11 protein-coding genes are annotated in these 19,976 nt (G+C 37.5%); 10 read left to right on the forward strand and 1 reads right to left on the reverse strand.

The window, feature by feature from the left end; all coding sequences use genetic code 11:
• Nucleotides 1-138: 138 nt before the first annotated feature.
• The 10 genes from HII32_RS03350 (at nt 139) to HII32_RS03395 (ending at nt 18,835) form a co-directional block, all read left to right on the forward strand.
• The gene (locus HII32_RS03350; protein ID WP_172188289.1) at nt 139-1,209 is read left to right on the forward strand and encodes an AEC family transporter; all 1,071 of its coding nucleotides are present in this window, start codon (nt 139-141) and stop codon (nt 1,207-1,209) included.
• Between the two features lie 24 nt (nt 1,210-1,233).
• Nucleotides 1,234-2,238 (forward strand): NAD(P)-dependent oxidoreductase, encoded by a 1,005-nt coding sequence (locus tag HII32_RS03355; protein WP_172188291.1) that lies wholly within the window; start codon nt 1,234-1,236, stop codon nt 2,236-2,238.
• 68 nt (nt 2,239-2,306) lie between these two features.
• Nucleotides 2,307-3,911 (forward strand): ATP-binding protein, encoded by a 1,605-nt coding sequence (locus HII32_RS03360; protein ID WP_172188293.1) that lies wholly within the window; start codon nt 2,307-2,309, stop codon nt 3,909-3,911.
• Nucleotides 3,892-4,605 (forward strand): response regulator, encoded by a 714-nt coding sequence (locus HII32_RS03365; protein ID WP_172188295.1) that lies wholly within the window; start codon nt 3,892-3,894, stop codon nt 4,603-4,605. The genes HII32_RS03360 and HII32_RS03365 overlap by 20 nt, the downstream gene beginning before the upstream one ends.
• A gap of 73 nt (nt 4,606-4,678) precedes the next feature.
• Nucleotides 4,679-7,207, forward strand: a complete 2,529-nt coding sequence (locus HII32_RS03370) for an AAA family ATPase (protein WP_172188297.1) — start codon at nt 4,679-4,681, stop codon at nt 7,205-7,207.
• Nucleotides 7,208-7,523: 316 nt separating this feature from the next.
• Nucleotides 7,524-8,387 carry a DNA adenine methylase gene (locus tag HII32_RS03375; RefSeq protein WP_484496948.1) on the forward strand — a complete coding sequence of 288 codons (864 nt, stop codon included), beginning with the start codon at nt 7,524-7,526 and terminating at the stop codon, nt 8,385-8,387.
• A 16-nt stretch (nt 8,388-8,403) separates the two neighbouring features.
• On the forward strand, nt 8,404-9,816 hold the full coding sequence (locus tag HII32_RS03380; RefSeq protein WP_172188301.1) for a type II restriction enzyme: 1,413 nt from the start codon (nt 8,404-8,406) through the stop codon (nt 9,814-9,816).
• A gap of 635 nt (nt 9,817-10,451) precedes the next feature.
• On the forward strand, nt 10,452-11,366 hold the full coding sequence (locus HII32_RS03385) for a hypothetical protein (protein ID WP_172188303.1): 915 nt from the start codon (nt 10,452-10,454) through the stop codon (nt 11,364-11,366).
• A gap of 42 nt (nt 11,367-11,408) precedes the next feature.
• A complete protein-coding gene (locus HII32_RS03390; protein WP_216655621.1) occupies nt 11,409-13,706 on the forward strand; it encodes a bifunctional glycosyltransferase/CDP-glycerol:glycerophosphate glycerophosphotransferase in 2,298 nt (765 codons plus the stop codon).
• Nucleotides 13,707-13,759: 53 nt separating this feature from the next.
• Nucleotides 13,760-18,835 (forward strand): CDP-glycerol glycerophosphotransferase family protein, encoded by a 5,076-nt coding sequence (locus tag HII32_RS03395; protein WP_172188305.1) that lies wholly within the window; start codon nt 13,760-13,762, stop codon nt 18,833-18,835.
• Nucleotides 18,836-18,902: 67 nt separating this feature from the next.
• Here HII32_RS03395 and HII32_RS03400 read toward each other — a convergent pair whose 3' ends face one another.
• Entirely contained in the window at nt 18,903-19,763 is an 861-nt protein-coding gene (locus HII32_RS03400) for a hypothetical protein (RefSeq protein WP_172188307.1), read from the reverse strand.
• Between the last annotated feature and the right edge of the window lie 213 nt (nt 19,764-19,976).

Raw genomic sequence — 19,976 nt, forward strand, 5'->3', positions numbered from 1 at the left:
TGCTCACAAACGCACTTACATTAATTACATAAGTATCTTTAGTTTGCTTTTGTATATTAATGAACAATCTCGAAATATACTCTAATCATTGATAAAAGATTGAATTAGCAATTATTTTATTTTCTTTGGAGGATTGAAATGGATATTTTACAAGCAATTGAGCAAACTTTTAGCAATGTTAGTATTGTGAGCTCAATAACTTCAACTGTTTTTGTTATTTTATTGGGGTGGTATTTACGCCGAGCTGAAATTTTCGGTGATTCCGTAGGAAAGACACTTTCACGGGTAGCTTTAAAGGTAGCTATTCCAGCATTATCATTTAATTCATTTATGCAACCTATTGATACGGAAACGCTACACCAAGGGATTGCCGTTTTGATTTGGGGAATTTTGGTTTATCTACTATTAATCTTTATCACCCCATTGATGTATCCCAAAGCTAAGGGCGACAGAAAACAGGTCCTAGCAGTACTAACAACTTTTGGTTCAACTACTTTCTTTGGTATTCCAATTGTTGGTGCCGTTTTTGGTGCCAAAGGGATTATGTATAGCTCGATTTTTAATATTGGTTATCGAATCTTTTTGTACTCATATGGTTATATGAGTTTGACAGGTCTAAAAATGAAGGCTTCCAATATCAAGGTAATGTTGCTTAAGCCAGTGGTTATTGCTACTTTCCTTGGTTTTATTATGTGGATTTGCCAAAGTTTCGTACCGCACGTTAATGTACCAGTAGCGGTCAGTGGTGTCCAAGGAACTGATATGGCTAGTGTTGCCTTTTACCGTATTGATCAGACGGCAATTTGGTTGTGGAAACCATTAAACTACTTAGCAGGTCTATCATCACCATTAGCTTGGTTAGCAATTGGGATTACCTTAGGCTCCGTTTCCTTTGGGAAGGCGGCTACTAATAAAGTGGCTTGGTATTATAGTTTTAATAAAGTTATTTTAGTACCATTGTTAAACATTATCATTTTATCTTTATTGGTTAAGCTTGGGGTAATTTCAATGAGCTATGTGGCAATTGCAACCATCGCTATTATGATGGCTACACCAACTGCAACCGTTGCCGCTGCATATGCAATTAGTTCTGATAGAGAAGCCTTGTTGACTTCTAACGCTTCATTTATTTCAACGATTGCAGCGGTGGTTATGACGCCTGTTTGGATTGCTGGGTTACAAATTTTGCATGGTATTGGCTTAATCTAATTCATTTATTTAGGAGGAAATCAGATGTTTAAAATTACTGCATACGGTGTTCGTTCTAACGAAGTAGCTTACTTCAATAAGTTGAACACGCAACATTACGAATTAAACTTAGTTGAAGCAATGTTAAATACTGAAAATATTATCGAATCTAAAGGCTCTGATGGCGTCTTGGTACGAGGTAATTGCCTGGTTGATGAAACTGCCGCTGCTAAGTTTGAGGCTTGGGGAATCCAGTATGTCTTTACTCGCACCGTAGGCTTTGACCACATTGATTTGCAAGCTACTAAGAAACACAATATTATGGTGGCACGCGTTCCTAGCTATTCACCATACGCAGTGGCCGAATTAGCTTTAACTCTAGGGATGAGCCTCTTTCGGCACGTCAATGCAGCGGTGGAAGCGACCGTTAGTGGTGATTTAAAAGTCAAACCAAACTATTTCAGTCGAGAAGTGCATAGTAGCACGGTTGGAATTGTTGGTGCCGGTCGAATTGGTAAAGCAGAAGCTAAACTTTATGCGGGCATGGGCACTAAAATTTTGGCATATGATCCCTATCCAGATGACGCGGTCAGAGATTACATCACCTTTGTGGAATTACCTGAATTGTTAGCTCAAGCTGACATCGTTTCAGTTCATGTACCATATTTCAAAGGGGAAAATGATAATTTAATCAATGCTGATTTTGTGAAGCAAATGAAGAATTCAGCGGTATTGGTAAACACTGCTCGAGGAGAATTAACCGATATCGATGCGGTGATTAATGGTTTAAATGATGGACAATTAGCTGGTTATGGTACTGACGTTATGTTAGATGAAAAATCAGTTTTTGGTAAACAATTTGACAATATTACTGATATTCCTAATCAAGCTGATCAACAATTATTGTTAAACCATCCCAAAGTTATGGTTACTCCACATATTGGTTCATATACGGAACCGGCTTTAGAAGATATGATTTCCATTAGCTTTGACAACTTTAAAGAAGCTTTAGCAACTGGGCATTCTAAATTTGAATTAACAGCAAAATAAAAACTGTATAAATAAAAAGTCTTATCTATAATATAGATAAGACTTTTTTGTCTGAATGGAGATTAATCGTGAAACTAAAATTTAAAAAGCAACGACGCTTATCGATTGGCTTTGTGGCAACGATGATTGTGATGGTATCGTTAACCTTATCATTGCTAGTAACGATGTTGTTTACCTGGCATGCAGAAATTCAAAATAACCAAGAAACTATTAAAAATAATTTGTATAAAACGGCACTGGTGGTCGCCAATAATGAAACTGTAAAACAAAGTGTCTTACACCACCAACAAAATAGCCAAGTGCAAGCTTATGCTAAGAATATTAAAAAAGTAGCGAACGTGCAATTCGTGGTAGTAATGGATGATCATTATATTCGTTATTCGCATCCGAAGCTTTCTGAAGTGGGAAAACGGTTTTTATCTGTAGCAGATGCGAAAAAATCAATTAATGGCAAACCACATTTATCAACAACGGCTGGTGTAATGGGACCGGAATATCGTTATTTTTATCCAATCTATCATCAACAAAAGGTAATCGGATTAGTATGCTTAGGCTACTACCAAAAAAATTTACGCCAAGAAACAGTAAGGTTAACGATTCCCATTTTTATTGGGGCTTTGGCGGGTTTGATTATTGGTGCTGTGGGGGCTTTTATTTTAGAATATTATTTACGTAAGGTCTTATTGGGCATGGAACCAGATGAAATCGCGGCAGAAGTTGTGAAACATGATGTGGTAATTAACAGCATTGTAGAAGGTATTATTGCGATTGATGAACATGATTGTATCATTGAAATGAACCAGCCAGCACAAGCATTATTTCAAGATCAATTAATGCCAAATAACAAAATACCAGCAGATTTTAAACATAAATTTTTTGATATTATTCATTATGAACTGGGAGTTGAACATGAAGTCTGGTATGGTAGTCGGCAATTGGTGGTTTCTACTATGCCCCTGAATTTGAACAATAATCGTTACGGGATGGTTACTTTAATTCGGGATATTTCAGAAGTAGCTTCTTTGATTAGCAAGCTTTCAGGTAATAAGCGCTATATTGAGTCTTTGCGTGCTCAAACACATCAATTTATGAACCAACTACACGTCATTAATGGCTTACTAGAAATTGATGATGGTCCAGCCGCGCAAGAGTTTATTGCTAAAATTACTCAAGTTCACGATCTGGAAATCGGTCAAATTACTAAGTTGATCAAATTACCGTCACTAGCTGGTTTAATTTTAGGCAAAATCAAGCAAGCCAGTGAACAACAAATTACGTTAACTTTAGCGGATCAGTCGCTGGTACCGGAAAAGGAATATGCTACTAAGTATGAAGTGGATTTATTACGTATTATTAGTAATTTAATTGATAATGCGATTGATGCGGTTTTAGAGACCTCGGAGAAAAATATTAATTTATTAATTAAGGTGGATGAAAAATCTGATAACGCTCAAATTGTTATTGAAGATACCGGTAAGGGAATTGCGGATACAGAATTAATTTTTACTACGGGATACTCTACTAAAGGCGATAAACGGGGCTTTGGGATGCAGATTATTGCGGCCGCAGTGAAAGAATTAAACGGTAATATTGAAGTCACTTCTACCGTTGGTGAGGGGACGATTATTGAAGTTTGGCTAGGAGGTTTAGTAAATGAAAGCAATGATAATTGAAGATGACCCGATGGTACGAGATTTAAATCATCGTTTTTTAGAACGTGTCTCCGGTGTATACTTCAGTGAAATTATCGAAGTGAACTCGGCTACTAATGCTTTGTCTGAGGCAGAGCTAACCAAGGTTGATTTGATTTTATTGGATACTTATATGCCGGGGATGTCTGTGGTTGATTTTTTGCAAGTGATTCGCGAACGAAAAAATCACGCAGCCGTGATTATGCTAACGGCAGCTTCCGATAATGAAACGGTGCAGCGAACCATTGATTATGGGGTTACGGATTATTTAATTAAACCCTTTACTTTTAAGCGGTTTGAAACTGCTATTCACAAATTTGCAGAAAGTCATCAAACGATCATGAATACCCAAGTGGTGCAGTCGCAATTAGATGAATTATTTCAAGGCAATACGGTGACGACTACGCCACCAACAACGGCGCTACCCAAGGGATTAGCCCAAAATACGTTAGGAGTAGTCGTGGCCGCCATTAAACAACTTGATGAAACTGCATTTACTAATCAGCAGATAGTGGAGGTTACTAAGTTATCACGGATTTCCACTAAAAAATACCTCAACTTTTTAGTGACGCAAAATGCCTTGCAAGAAAGCGTGGATTATCGCAAGGTGGGGCGACCGGTAACGATGTATCAAGTGACCGATACAGGAGCACTGGCACAATTATTGCATCAATAAGTAGAATAATCTTACAAATAGCGGACACTCACCTATAATGGAGGCGAGTGTTTTTTATATAGGAGGCAAATTCATGACAGTTAATGCTAATCCAGTTGACCACATCGAAGTTCGCGGTGGTAACGTTAATAATTTAAAAAATATTGACGTTGATATTCCACTAAATAAGTTCGTTGCTATCTCCGGTCTTTCCGGTTCGGGAAAATCATCGTTAGCGATGGGGATTTTATATTCCGAAGGGGCCCGGCGCTATTTAGATGCGCTGGCTACTTACACTCGGCGGCGCATTAGTCAGGTTGGCCGAGCTGACGTTAAATCAGTGAAGCACATTCCGTCAGCCTTAGCATTGCGCCAACGGCCGAGTGTTCCTGGAATTCGTTCTACGGTCGGGACAATGACCGAAATTTTTAACGTTTTGCGGTTGATTTTTTCCCGGTTAGGCTCACCCAAGTGTCCCAATGGTCATCAAGTACCACCAACTATTGAAATTGCTGAAGCGATGGACAAGACGGGAGCCGAAATGGGAATGATTACCTGCCCTATTTGTGGCGTGCACTTTCAAGCGTTTAGTGCCGAGGACTTTGCCTTTAATTCCGATGGCGCTTGTCCGGAATGTGAGGGGCTGGGCGTCACGAAACAACTTGATCCGACTAAGTTAATTGCAGATCCTAATAAAACCATTGAAGATGGTGCCGTGGCTTCTTGGCGGGTGCCAGGACGGAATTTTATGCCTAGTGTCGCCCGAGCTGCTGGTATTCGAATTGATGTTCCTTTTAAAGACCTAAGTGATAAAGAAAAGGATTTTGTGTTGCACGGCCCTAAACAAAAAATTTCGGTTGATATTCCGTCGAAAAATGGCCGGATTTTCCATATGGATAATGCCATTTATGAAAATGCGTATAACGCTGTTATCGATAGTATGGCTACTACCAAAAGCGAAGTGGCTTTAAAGCGACTCAACCGTTTTTATAAATTTTCGACTTGTCCGACATGCCATGGTACCCGAATTAATCCCAATCGGTTAACTCAATTAGTGGCTGATCAAAATATTGCTGAAGTGAGTGCGTTAGCTTTAGGATCATTACCCGCTTGGGTCACTCAGGTCAAAGAGTGGTTGCCAGATAACATGCTGGCTTTAGCTGATAATTTAACTGGTGAATTACTGCAACAACTGCAACCATTATTAGATTTAGGGTTAGATTATTTGACCATGGATCGAGCCGGGAGCACTTTATCTACCGGTGAATTACAACGAATTCAGTTGGGACGTACTTTGCGAACAGAAACTACCGGCGTTTTGTACGTTCTAGATGAACCCTCTGTCGGATTACATCCCGATAATGTGGCCGGATTGATCAATATCTTTCGACAATTGATTGAACAAGGTAACTCCGTGGTAGTAGTTGATCATGAAACGGCGATTATTGATGCTGCTGATTGGATTATTGAAATCGGACCCGGTTCCGGAGCGGCTGGTGGGCAAGTGATTGCCCAAGGAACTCCAGCCGAAATTAAGCATGATCCACAATCTCTAATCGGTCCCTTTTTAACGGGGACGGCGCCGGTATTAGTTCGCAAACCAGCTGCTAAAGCCGATATCATGGTGAATGGCAGCATTGATTTAACGGTCAGTGATCGGTTTAATTTGCACGATGTTTACGTTCAAATTCCTCTCAACCGACTGACGGCAGTCACTGGTTTTTCCGGGGCGGGCAAAACCACCTTGATTTTGGATAGTTTGTTGCCGGCTTTAACGGCTCAAGTCAAAGGGGAAAAGTTGCCTAGTCATGTCACCCGTTTAAATGCTGCGGATATTAATAATTTGGTGAGTGTTGATGCGGTACCAGTTGGCAAAAATGCGCGTTCCACGGTTGCTACATACACTAATATTATGGATGAATTACGGAAACTGTATGCTAAACAACCACTGGCTAAAGAGAAGCATTATACGCCGTCGTATTTTTCTTACAATAATAAACAGGGAGCTTGTCCCACTTGTGGTGGTACCGGAGAAATTTCACTAGATATTCAGTATTTGCCGGATATGGTGCAAGTTTGTCCGACATGTCACGGTAAACGATTTAATCCCGATGTCTTACAAGTAAAGTGGCACGATATGAGTATTGCTGACGTTTTGAGCTTAGAAGTTGATAAGGCGCAAACCATTTTGGCGGATGATACTAAAATTTTACGCACCCTAAAAACCTTAGTAGGAATGGGGTTAGGCTATCTTCAATTAGGGGAAGCTACTCCCACTTTGTCTGGTGGTGAAGCACAACGGTTGAAATTAACCACTCATTTGGTACATCAACTGGATAATTCATTATTCATTTTTGATGAACCAACTGTAGGATTGCATCCCCTAGATGTGCAAACATTGTTACGAGTTTTTGATCAATTACTAGCTAATGGCGCAACGATTATTGCCATTTCCCATGATTTAGATTTAATTGCCAACGCTGATTATATGATTGATATGGGCCCTAAAGGCGGCGTTAACGGTGGTCGAATTATGGCGACCGGGAGTCCGTTAGAGTTGGTAAAAGAAGCTGCGGGAGATAGTTTGACGTTGGGGTATTTGAGGGGGAGAGTAGGAAAGTAATGAGTTTATTGCTGGTATTAATTTAGTGGTTCATAATTTTATTTAAAGTGAAATTATTTTCCTTTTCGTACCTTTTTAAAAGAGGTATTATGTAAATTGTATATTTTTACGAAATATCGATTATTTCTACATAATCGCCTCATAGGAGGAAAATATGAATATTGATAGCTTATTAATGGAACATAATACGAATAAACGAAAATTGTCTCAACATCAAGATATTCCGTATACAACAATAGTTTCCGCATTTTCTAAGTCATATAATAACTGGTCAGTATCAATATTAAGTGCTGTTGCAAAGGAAGTAGGAATAGGGATGGATGATATAATTAAGCAATTAGATAATGAAAAGACTAGCTTAAGTCCATTTATTAAGTGGGTAGGTGGTAAAAGACAGTTATTTGGAAATATTAGTGAACTTTTGCCTAATTCTTATAATCGTTATTATGAACCATTTTTAGGAGGTGGGGCAGTTTTACTTGCTCTTCAACCTAAGCAAGGAGTAATTAATGATTTAAATTATGAACTGATTAATACTTGGCAAGTTGTTAAAGATAATCCAGAAGAATTAATTGTAGCTTTGCAAAAGCATCAGGAAAAGAATAGTAAGGAGTATTATTTAGATATACGAGTTATGGATCGCGATGGACGCTTGGAGCAAATGACTAGTGTTTTGCGTGCGGCAAGATTTATTTATATGAATAAAGTTGGATTTAATGGATTGTGGCGAGTTAATAAAAAAGGTCAAAATAATGTACCATATGGTAAGTATAAAAATCCAAATATTGTAGATAAACGGATAATTGATGTGTCTAAATATCTTAATAAAAATGATATACAAATATCTAATGTAGATTATCGAGAAGCTGTTGTTACAGCAAAAGAAAATGATTTCGTTTATTTTGATTCACCTTATATTCCTTTAAATCCTACTTCAAATTTTACTTCTTATAATTCTTCGGAGTTTGGTTTATTGGAACAAGAAGAATTGAGAAATACTGCATTGAATCTAGCAAAACGAGGAGTCAAGGTAATGCTATCTAATTCGGATACTGAAATTACACGTAATTTGTATAAAAATAAAATATTTAAATTGCATGAAGTAAAAGCAACTAGATCTATCAATTCTGATGCTAAGAAACGCGGGAAGATAGGTGAGTTAATCATTACCACTTATTAAGTAGGGAGTAGGATTAATGATAAAAAAAAGACATAATAAAAACGAGGTATGGTCTGCTATTTTTGATAAATTAGGGTCAGAAATTTTATCATCAATCAACAGTGAACAAGGATACTTTGATATTTCAGCAGACCAAATAAGATACTTTAGTAATGAGCTACACGGTCCTGACGTACGGTTGTTAGCCAAATTTGATCGCTCATCGGCATTGCCAGATGTTTTTAAAAATAGTTCCAATGATATCGATGACTTTATTAATATTTTACCGATTGGAAATATTAATGGACAATATATGTATAGGTTAGGAAAATTTAATGCTTATGCACCATTGACGATAAAAGAAGATGATACTCCAGAAATTATTCGATTTCCAGATATTCAAACGATAAGACAAGATCATATGGACGAAAAAGGAGTATCGGAAAATACTTATCTTGATTTAGCTTTTACCAGTAATATGTTGAACAGAGCTTTTGATACGGAGAATAGTCCATTAATGCCAGTGATGCATGGTCGATTACGATCTGGAGATATGAATTTCTTTATTGGTAAAAATAATAAAATATTTATTCATACTGGTAGCTCCCAAGTAGAAATCGATGCAACTTATGAAAACGATGATAGTATTGTTATAATCGAAGCTAAGTCAGTTCCAGAAAAAGATTTTTTAGTACGCCAATTATATTATCCATATTATATTGTTAGGAGTAGAGGTGTTACTAAATCGATTAGGCCATCCTTTATGCTTATGCAGGAAGGTAACTACTATTTCAATGAATATGAGTTTGGGGAGTCAGACAATTATTCAACTATAAAATTAGTAAAGCAAAAAGTTTTTCGATTTGCTGATGCTAATATAATAACCTTAGACAAAGTAGTTAATATGGTTAAAAATACTCCTATTGTACCAGAACCACAGGTGTTATTCCCACAGACTAATAGTAGAATTGCTTTTGTTAAAACTCTTGGGTTGTTAGAAGAAAGTAAATTGGAGGAGAGTGAAATAGGATTAACCAGTAAGCAAATTGCTAGTGGTCTTGGATATAGTATTCGTCAAGGTGATTACTATGGTTATTTACCGGTTTACTTAGGATTGGCTAGGAAAAACAATCAAAAGTTTTATATTAATGCAAGGGGAAGTCAGTTGTATTTGAAATTTAATTCTAATGAGGGAAGAATTGAACTTATTAGGTTATTACTTAGTCATAAACCATTTAGACTAGTGTTTAATTGGTTTATGACTGATAACCATATAAAAATGGCCTATGAAAAAAATATTTCTAAAGAACAAAAAGAAAAAATAGTAAATTTAATTCGTAATAATGTTGATTTGTATGGTATTAGTAGTGAAAGCTCAACCTTTAGTAGGCGTGTAAGTTCTATTATTAGTTTAGTAAAGTCATGTGTATTCGATGTAATAGAAAAATAAATGGTTATTTTATTGAAAAACATAATGTTATCTGATGGTATCCCCCAAAATAGACAGTTTAATTTAATCCTTTAAATCAAGGAAACTCTTATTGGGTTATTTGCATAACATTTTTTCTTAATTATGAGATGCACTTTTGAGCATTAAAAATTATATATAATACTTTGTTTCCTAATACTTCCGTATCTTATTTCTTTTTTTGATATTTATTTTATAGAGATATGTTGATTAAAAGATAAATCAACATATTCTCGTACCTATTCGTAAAAATGGCTCTAATATCGTTAGATTTATTATCTAGCTTTATTGGGGCTTTTTAATTAATAACTTGTTTTTTGTGTAATGAACTGTATAAAGTGTAGTATCAACAACCCATTATCCTAAAAAATCAAAGATAATTACATATATGAAGTTTGACTAAAACCTCCTCCCCCATTTGCTATCCCCCCCATTTATTGGTAACATGATAGTGTTTTAGTCTTGCATAATGGGGTCATTTTATGGTCTTGAAGCGCAAGCAATAAATTTAAAAAACTGGTGCGCACTGGTTTGCGAACTAGGATAAATGATACTGGTGGCTTTAAAAACCGCCCACTATCCTTGAGGCAGTGGGGTGTAGTATCAGAGGAGAAATTATGAATTTTTTGATCAATGTGCCGTTAAGTAAGTTAACGACCGACGCAGATTTGAAATTATTTTTAGAGAGAGTAGCAATTCAAGAATATGCTGACGTGACGGTTCGATTAATAACTCCCACTGCTAATTTAGCAGCAGTACAAGCCGTAGCCACTGCATCACCACTCAAAATTATGGTGGTGGATGAAGCTAACCCGACACCGTTAACCGGAGATTATTTATTGAACTTGCGGGTGACGGATCACTTACTACCAGGAGCTTTAGCTCAACTGGCTTCGGTGTTAAAAATCCATCCCACGATGATGGTTTCGGGCGCTAAGTTTTCTATTGAAGTAGATTTGGGGACGGCACTTAATAACTTCTTTGAACAAGAAGATAATAGTTTAGATGTACGACTTACAGCAGTGCCATTACTAGCTAAGGCCCTTAAAAAAGCACCATTTAACAGTTTGCCAATGGCCGATAAACTTGCCATTTTACCGATGATTCAGCGCTATTTAGTAGATACTCACGATGATCGCTTTGAGCGAATGGATACCAAATTATGGCCATATGCTAACGTTTTACAAATCAGCGCATTAAACCCTGATTTACCAGCTATAAGTGTGGCTCAACAAGCCAGCATCATGCAAAAAAGTGCTGATATTGTTTATTTAAGCACTCCAATCATTCAAGCGGATCACCGAATTTTAGATCCTAAGCAATGGGTAGCGCAGTTACTTGCGGTTCTTGCGGGAAAGCAACAGATGAGCTTTACCGATAAGTACCGTGATTATGTTGTTAATGAATTAGAAAAATTAAAAGAAACACCAGCATATGGCGCATTAACGCGGGATGATAAACAAGAAATACAATCCCAAATCAAGACGGCATTTACGGTGACAGATGGTTATGATCCGGATGATGTTAAGTAAGAAAACGCCGGTAACCGGTCGATTTAAAAGTGAGGTTAGGTTTTGATTAAGTATAGTATTGTAACACCCGTAAAGGCAGCCGATGTGGCGAAATTACCGCTATTAAAAAACAACATTGATAAACAGGGGACCACAGATTTAGAGTGGTTAATTATCGGTGATGATACCTTGGACAAGTCCGCTTTAGCTTTTACCGCTGAATATGAAATTTCAGTTTTGACGGTACCGAATAGTACGGTCGGTAAAGCACGTAATCTGGGACTAAAGCAAGCTCAAGGAGAGTATTTAATCTTCATTGATGCAGATGACTTTTTATTACCCAAGACATTGCAAAAATATTGGTCCGTAATTAGTAAATTTGATATTACGGATTTGAACCAATATCCAACGTATGAACCAGAAAGTTCCTTTTTAACTAGTATTGCCGGTGGAAATGCTGAAGACGATCTGCCTGATTGGGGGGGTTCGCATCGCAAAACACACGTAGATTGGCATAAGCTAGACGTAACAACACCAGTGAGTGTTCCTAGCTCAACAATTGCGGCTCAAAAAAATTACAACGCCTGGTTAAGTGCCAAATACCGAGTCTTTAACACCCTAACAGTAGGAGACGTTCTTAACCGAATGCTACGCGCTGAAGGAAAGGCCGTTCGTCGTGAATTTGCTAACCAAATTAATGCTGATTTTGATGCAACTAATTTAACGTATGCAGATTACCAATTTACATTAAATATTTTAGACCACGTTACCCAAGTGGCCCAACTAAACAAACGAACTTACTTCAAGGAACGGCATAATGATCCCATTAATGACCCATCCCTGAGCCAAGGTTCGTTCTTTTACCGTTGGCACGGCTGGATATCTGCTTGGTTAACGGAACTGCCAAAGCTGCAACACGCAAAATTAAAAACGCAATTTGCCGAATATACTTTAGGGGCGGTCCATCGTTATTTTTATAACGGGATGATGGGCGAAACCACTAATGACGAGCGCACGATTTTACTAACTCAATTGCAACAATACCTTGCAATGGTACCGGAAACGGCTATTAAGAGTGTAGGTCATAGTAGTCGTAGTATCTTTAAAAAAGTAGCTAAAGGTAAATTTACGGCGGCCACGAAGCAAATGAAACGAACCGTAGCGGCTCGTTACTTTAGACGAGCTTTAGTTAAGCACGGTCGCGGTATGCCGCGGGCAATGTATCAGTTTATTTTCACCAAATTTCCGGTTAAGGATAACGTAATTATTTACGAATCATTTTTGGGACGCAATTATTCTGACAGTCCTAAGTATATTTATGAATATATGCGTAATCATTTTCCTGGCAAATACAAACATGTTTGGATTGTGGCTAAAGGAGCAGATGTAGCTATTCCTAAACACAAGGACACTGTCACGGTGCGGCGATTTAGTTTTCGTTATATGTATTACATGGCCATTTCTAAATATCAAGTCTTTAATATGCGGCAACCACAGTGGTTTGCTAAGCGGCCGGGAACTACTTTTCTCTCTACTTGGCACGGAACCCCATTAAAACACTTAGTTTTTGATATGGATAATGTGGCCTCTGCCAATCCGTTGTACAAGCAAATCTTTTATCACCAATCACGTCAATGGGATTACTTAGTTACCGCTAATCAGTTCTCGGTCGACGTTTTTGAGCATGCATTCATGTATCCCGTCGATAAAATGATAAAATCAGGGTATCCCCGAAATGATATTTTAAATGCGCCGGATAAGGACCAACGGCAACAAGCAATCAAAGCTAAGCTAGGTATTCCGCAAGACAAAAAAGTTATTTTGTATGCTCCTACTTGGCGTGATGATCAGTATTATGGTGTGGGTCAATATAAGTTTGATCTCGAACTAGATATTCCGCGCCTAAAAGCAGCCCTTGGCGATGAATACGTCTTAGTACTGCGAACTCATTACTTTATTGCCGATCATTTGGATACGTCTGGTTTCGGTGACTTCGTCTTTAACGAATCTAGTTATGATGATATTGCTGAGTTATACCTCATTTCGGATATTTTAATTACCGACTATTCGAGTGTTTTCTTCGATTATGCTGTTTTAAAACGGCCAATTTTGTATTTTGTCTATGATTATGACAAATACGCCAGCGTCCTACGTGGTTTTTATCTCGATATGAATAAGGACTTACCAGGACCACTATTGAGAACTAACGATGAGGTCTTAAATGCCATCGAAAATATTGATCAGGTTAACGTTGAGTATCATGATCGTTACCGTCAGTTCAACGAGCGTTTCAATGCCTGGGAAGATGGCCACGCCACTGAACGGGTAGTTAACACCGCTTTTTTCAATAAATCGAAGTAACACTCATTGAGAAATAGTGAAGTGCTATAAATGAAAGGTGAAATCTGCTAGTAATGAATGACAAAAAACTTTTAAGCGTTGTTATCACGTATACCAACGGAACCACTGAACTTGAGGAGTGTTTGGATTCGCTGTTAGAAACTAAATTTCCTCAAACTAACTTTGAAGTTTTATTTTTAGATGATGGTAACGACGAAAACGTTAGCGCCATTTGTGACGCATATGCTCCTAAATTTGCCACTTTTAAACGTATGGTAGTGGCAACCAATGATTTAAGCGAATTACGATCTACTGGTCTACACGCAGCGACCGGCCAATATGTAGTATTTATGGATAGTCGCGATCAAATCAATCCAATGTCATACACTAATTTGGTGCAAACCGCGATTGATGATGATGCAGATATTGTAGTTGGTTACGTAATCAAGTTTGATGCGGATGGCAACAAAGATGATTATGAAAATCAATTAGGGACACAAGACAACTTAAAACATGCCACCTTAGAGGATAATCCCGGGTTACTATACGATAATTTAATTAATAACAAACTTTACCGGCGTGAATTTTTAGCTGATAGCAGTATTCAATTTACCCAAGGGGTAATTGATGAAGATATGAGCTTTGCGTTGGCCGCCCACTTGGCTTCTAAAAGTACGTCGGTAATCACTGATATTTCGTATCTCTGGCGCGCCCGTGAAATTCATGATTACAACGGTCCTGACCGGCAAGAATTTAGTGATTTCAATGCCCGGACTGCAAATTTAAATATTTGTCGGACAATTTTGGCAGAAAACGGATATGTGGAAGGTTCACCACTTTATCTAGCCTTTATTCACAAGGTATTGAACGATGATTTGCCAAGCTTTTTTGTGAATGTGGCTGATACAACTGAGTATTTCCAATACCATATTCAGGAATTAGTTTACCGTTTCTTGCGTGATTGGAATTTGTGGGATTCACCCGCTATTAAATTAGTGGATCTTAAAACCCAACTTCAATACTGGGCTATTGCTCACGGTGATTTAAGTCTATTAAAACAATATTCCTACAATAAAAAGTTATACGAAATTAGTGAACGTTTTGGACGTAACTACAAGCTTAGTATTCCCGGAACGGACCAAAAAATTGTGGATCAACTGGACGAATCTGACAATGTTTTGCCAGTGGTTCAACAAATTAGTCGAGTTAAATTGGACAATGAGACGGGGCTAGTTGAAGGAAAAGGGTACTTCCGAATCAAGAATATGCCATTATCCAAACGCCCATTTTCGAATAATAATGTCAACGAAACCATTAGTGCTCAGTTAGTTAACATTGTTAATCATGCGGTTTATCCGATTGATTTTAAGCGAGCCACCACACCATTAAACAAGCGAATTTTTAAGTCTCATTCAGCCTGGACACATGCGCGGTATGAATTTTCGTTTGATTTAGCCGACGCAACCAAGCAACTAGGTCAAGGAACGTGGAAAATTTTAGTAACTAATGAAGTTGCTAATAAGTACAAGGTTAGTGCTTATTTGGATCATCCGGGACCTAAGGCTACCAAGTTTAAATTGAAATTTTTGCAAAAAGGTAACGTGGTAGTAGGTGGGTTTAACCGAGCCAAAGCATTGAGCTTTACTTGTAAGACAAAGGAAGCCTTGTCTGGTCTGTGGCTTAAGAACGCTCAAGCAGTGGCAGAAAAATTAGTTTTTGATACTAATTTAGATGCTACTAAAGAAGTTGGCATCATCATGTTAAAGGCTAATAGTTCACAAGAAATGAAACCAATTATCGGCCAAATTACAGCTGGTAAAATTAGTTTTGATTTAGCTGGGGTGCCCATTGATTTACTAGGTGAATCCTTAGTACTTAACGTTCAAAATCTAAGTACTGGTTTTCAACGGCCTTATCAATATGAATACCAAAAAATTGCTGATGTCTTTAATTTCCAAGATCGAATGATCAACGTAAATTATAGTTCGACCAAGCAATTACTAGTCACAGTGAACTATCCAGCTGTTACCGCTGTAAAAGATAAGTTCGATGGCAAAAAATTAAAAGAAACCATCCAATTATTACAACCAGTGGGGCAATATGATTTAAGCCGGTCTAAGCTAGTGTTAAGTAGTCGCAACCACAAGGAACGAGTGATATTTAACTTAGATGATATTGTGGGTAAATTAGAGCCAGATTCAAATAAGCTAAAAATCAAACTCCCATTACAAAATGCTGAAGGGCGCCTCCAAATCTTAGCTGGTATTTATAGCTACACTTTGGAAATGTTTGATAATGACCTTCAAAAAGTGGCAATTTATAGTGTCGTGGATAAGAAGTACATTGATCCAGTAAAAGCCGTTGATAATCCTAAAACTAGCACAACGTTGACCTTAAATCATGGCCAACAAGCGTTAGTTAACCTTCGTTCTTCTAAACAAAATGCTCATGAATTACGAATTCGGCAACCGTTTAGTGGTTGGATTAATGCTAAAAAAGGCCGCCGGGCTGTCAATTATACGTTGCTCTATCCATTGATGCGCTTGTTACCATTGCGTAAAAATGTGATGGTTTTCCAACACGATTGGGGCAGTAACTATGGTGGTAATGAAGCGGCAATGTATGAGTATATTCGCCAACATCACAGTGAAATTAAACCAATTTGGTTTATGAAAAACGACCAGGTGGAAGTACCGGCAGATGGTGAAGTAGTTCGCATTAATACTTTGAAGTACTGGTACTACCTAGCAGTTGGTAAGTACTTTGTTCAAAATACTAATTTGACGAACCAGTACTACAAACGTAAGGGCCAGATCGAAGTAGAAACTCTGCGTAATTCATTCTTACGAGAAATGGGCTTTGATTCTCCTCGTTATCGGACTGCTGGTGCCAAAGTTCAATTAGAATTAGCTGATCGAATTCGTCGTTGGGACTATATGGTGGTGCCATCTGATTACATGGCAGTAGTGGCTTCTAAGGCCTACGATTATGACCGCATTGTCTTGCGCACTGGTTTTCCTAAAGTGGATCAATTAATTCATGAAATGCATGATGAAAATCGGATGGTGGCTTTAAAGAAGCAAATGCACTTACCATTAGATAAAAAAGTAGTCTTGTATGCGCCAACTAAACGCGATAAAAATAGTCGTGAACTAGGTCTTGATTTGGATATTTTAAAGGACCAGTTAAATGATGAATTTGTGATTGTGTTGTCCTTAGATTCTCAACTAGCTCATTCAGTCGATGTTAGTCGTTATGCGGGGTTGGTTTATGATTTAAGTGATTACGGTAGTCAAAACGATTTGATGCTCATAAGTGATGTGATGGTTACGGATTATAGTAATCGGATGTTTGAGTACGCTTATTTGAAGAGACCAATGATTTTCTTTGCTTATGATCAAGTCGAGGTCCTAGAAGAAAATCCCCGCGATACTTACTTTGATTACACGGCGCAAATGCCGGGACCAATCGTCCAAACGACGGCACAAGTAGCCACGGCGTTACTTCATTTACCAGAAATAACGGCAGAGTATGCCACTAAAATGACTGATTTTTATAATCAGTACGCTGAATATGGTCGCCAAGGAGATGCCACTAAACAAGTGGTTGAAACCTTATTAGCCACTAATGTTAAAGAATTAGACCAAGAGCCACCTAAGGCAGTTATTTGGAATAAATTCTGGCATTTCTTCAAGATTAAAGATTTACAAGCGCGGTTATTGAACTGGTTAGGTGAAATTTTACCGAAGAAAGATATTATTATTTTTGAAAGTTTCTTTGGACGTCAGTTCTCTGATAATCCCAAAGCACTATATGAATACATTAAGAGTAACTACCCACAATACAAGTTGTATTGGAATATTCGTGATGATATGATTCCTTACTTCAAGGAACATAAGATTCCGTATACCGTTCGTTATGGTTACAAGGGAATCACCAAGCAAGCACAAGCTAAGTACTACATTACTAATACCCGCCGACCATTCCGTTGGAATAAGCCTAAAGGAACCACGTTATTGGAAACTTGGCATGGCACACCTTTAAAGACGATTGGAACTGATGTGCAGTTAGTGACAATGCCAGTTAATGATTCTGGTAAGTATCATGAAGGGGTTGTGCGTGATTCCAAGCGTTGGGATTATTTGATTGCTCCTAATAAATACTCAGCTGACATTATGAGCCGAGCATTTAGAAAAGATAATAATCAAATGATGCTAACGGGTTATCCGCGAAATGATATTTTAATTAACTATACTGACGACGATATTAAGCGTATCAAGGATGAGTTGAATTTAGATCCTACTAAGAAATTGGTGTTATATGCACCCACTTGGCGTGATGATGAATTCGTTAAAGCTCATGAATTTACGGCTCAATTACGCTTAGATTTGGCGGAATTAGAAGACCGCTTCGGCGACAATGTTATCTTCTTGATTCGGACGCACTACATGATTGCTAACTCCCTTGATTTGACTAAGTTTACCAATGCGGTCAATGTTAGTGATTATCAAGATATTAGTGAATTATATTTAATTTCTGATGTTTTAGTTACCGACTACTCATCGGTAATGTTTGATTATTCTATCTTGCGCCGCCCAATCATTTTCTATACTTATGATCTGGAGCAGTATGCAAGTACGATTCGGGGCTTTTACTTTGACTTTACTCAAGCAGCACCGGGTAAATTAGTGAAAACTACGACCGCAGTTGCTGACGAGTTAGAAGACATCTTTACCAATGGTTGGACGCCAGATCAACAATATCTGGACTTTACCCAACGTTTTGATGAATGGATGGACGGCCATGCCAGTGAACGGGTGGTTAAAGAATTATTTGATGATGATAATATGAAGGTGGTACCGGTAAAAGGCGACCTAAGTTCGATTGGTATTGCTAGCGACGAACCGGTTAATTTACGTGATGGCGCCGCTATTTGGGCACCTAACAAGAACTTTACTGATAACAATGATTTATCATTTATTAAATACTATGATAAGACTGATAAACCAGCGCCAATCGAGGCGGTGGAAGCTCAATTGATTAAATCAACGCATACTGATGTATTGATGAACACCTACGTGAAGGTGAAAGTACCAGACTCTCCTAATACTATTGTTGGTTGGGTTAGTTTGGATGATATTTTAAGTTAAATAAAAAGAGTGTGATAGAAATCATTTCAGGATTTCTACTACACTCTTTTTTATGATGGTTGAGTTATTACTCTCCATCATCATGCATATAAGAATAATATTTGGTACCACCAACAGTAAAGGTGTTAAATGTTTCTGTGGCAAATGGATCTTCTTTTTCGCGATAATGGGTTGGTTTATTTAAATTTTTAACGGTTAATCGATAACGTTTGTTGCCAGTTTTGCTAACCTTTTTTTCTTTAATACCGGTGATCGCATTTTTATAGTAATAGTACTTGGTGTTACCTTTTTGAGTAACTTGATAAATTTTTTGAGAAGCGGTTGGTTTATTAAATTTTTGGGCACTGGCAATACCGTTCTTGTAGTAATCAATGTAACCATCAGTCGTAGCGATTACCAGCTTATGTTTATTATCTTTCATAGAATTTTCTAAAGTATTGTATTTAAAAGCAGTGGTGTAAGTATAATTATCACCAAGGCTATAACTTAAGTTTTTCATACTAGAGTCAAATAAATATTTAGGTGCTGAAGTTAATTTAACGTTTTTGATGTTACTACTATATTTACTTTGGATCCAAGTTCCACCACGGTGTGGTTGAACCCAATTTTTGCGCATATGGTAGCTAGTGGTGAAAAAGTTGAATTGAATTTCGAGGGATTTTTTCGGATTGTCGACAGTTCCATTGGAAAAAATAGTTGGTTCGCCAGCTAAAACGGTGCCCTTAGGAATAGTTACTGATTGAGCACAACCAAAGTATTTGATTTTGGTTGCTTTGGTGAATTTATAGTAGTTAATTTTTCCGATTTGGTTTTTTAAATTGGAATCATTAATGGATAATGCATGGGCTTTTTGGGGATTAATTATGGTAAACGCTGATAAAGAGGCACTAATAAGGGCTAGATTTAAAAATGTCTTTTTGATTTTCAATATTATGTATCTCCTAATTATTAATTGATCTAATCATATCATACAGTTAAAGCAATCATTACAGATACTGGCTAGCAATGTTTAAGGTTGGTCACAACTTATCTTAAATCGGCTTCGACCTTCAATTAGCTTATCTAGTTACAAAAAAGAGATAGTGACAAAATATTTTTGTCGAACTATCTCTTTTTTAAGTTATAATTTCGCTAATTCCCG

Source organism: Lentilactobacillus kribbianus (assembly GCF_013184075.1).
Taxonomy (GTDB): Bacteria; Bacillota; Bacilli; order Lactobacillales; family Lactobacillaceae; genus Lentilactobacillus; species Lentilactobacillus kribbianus.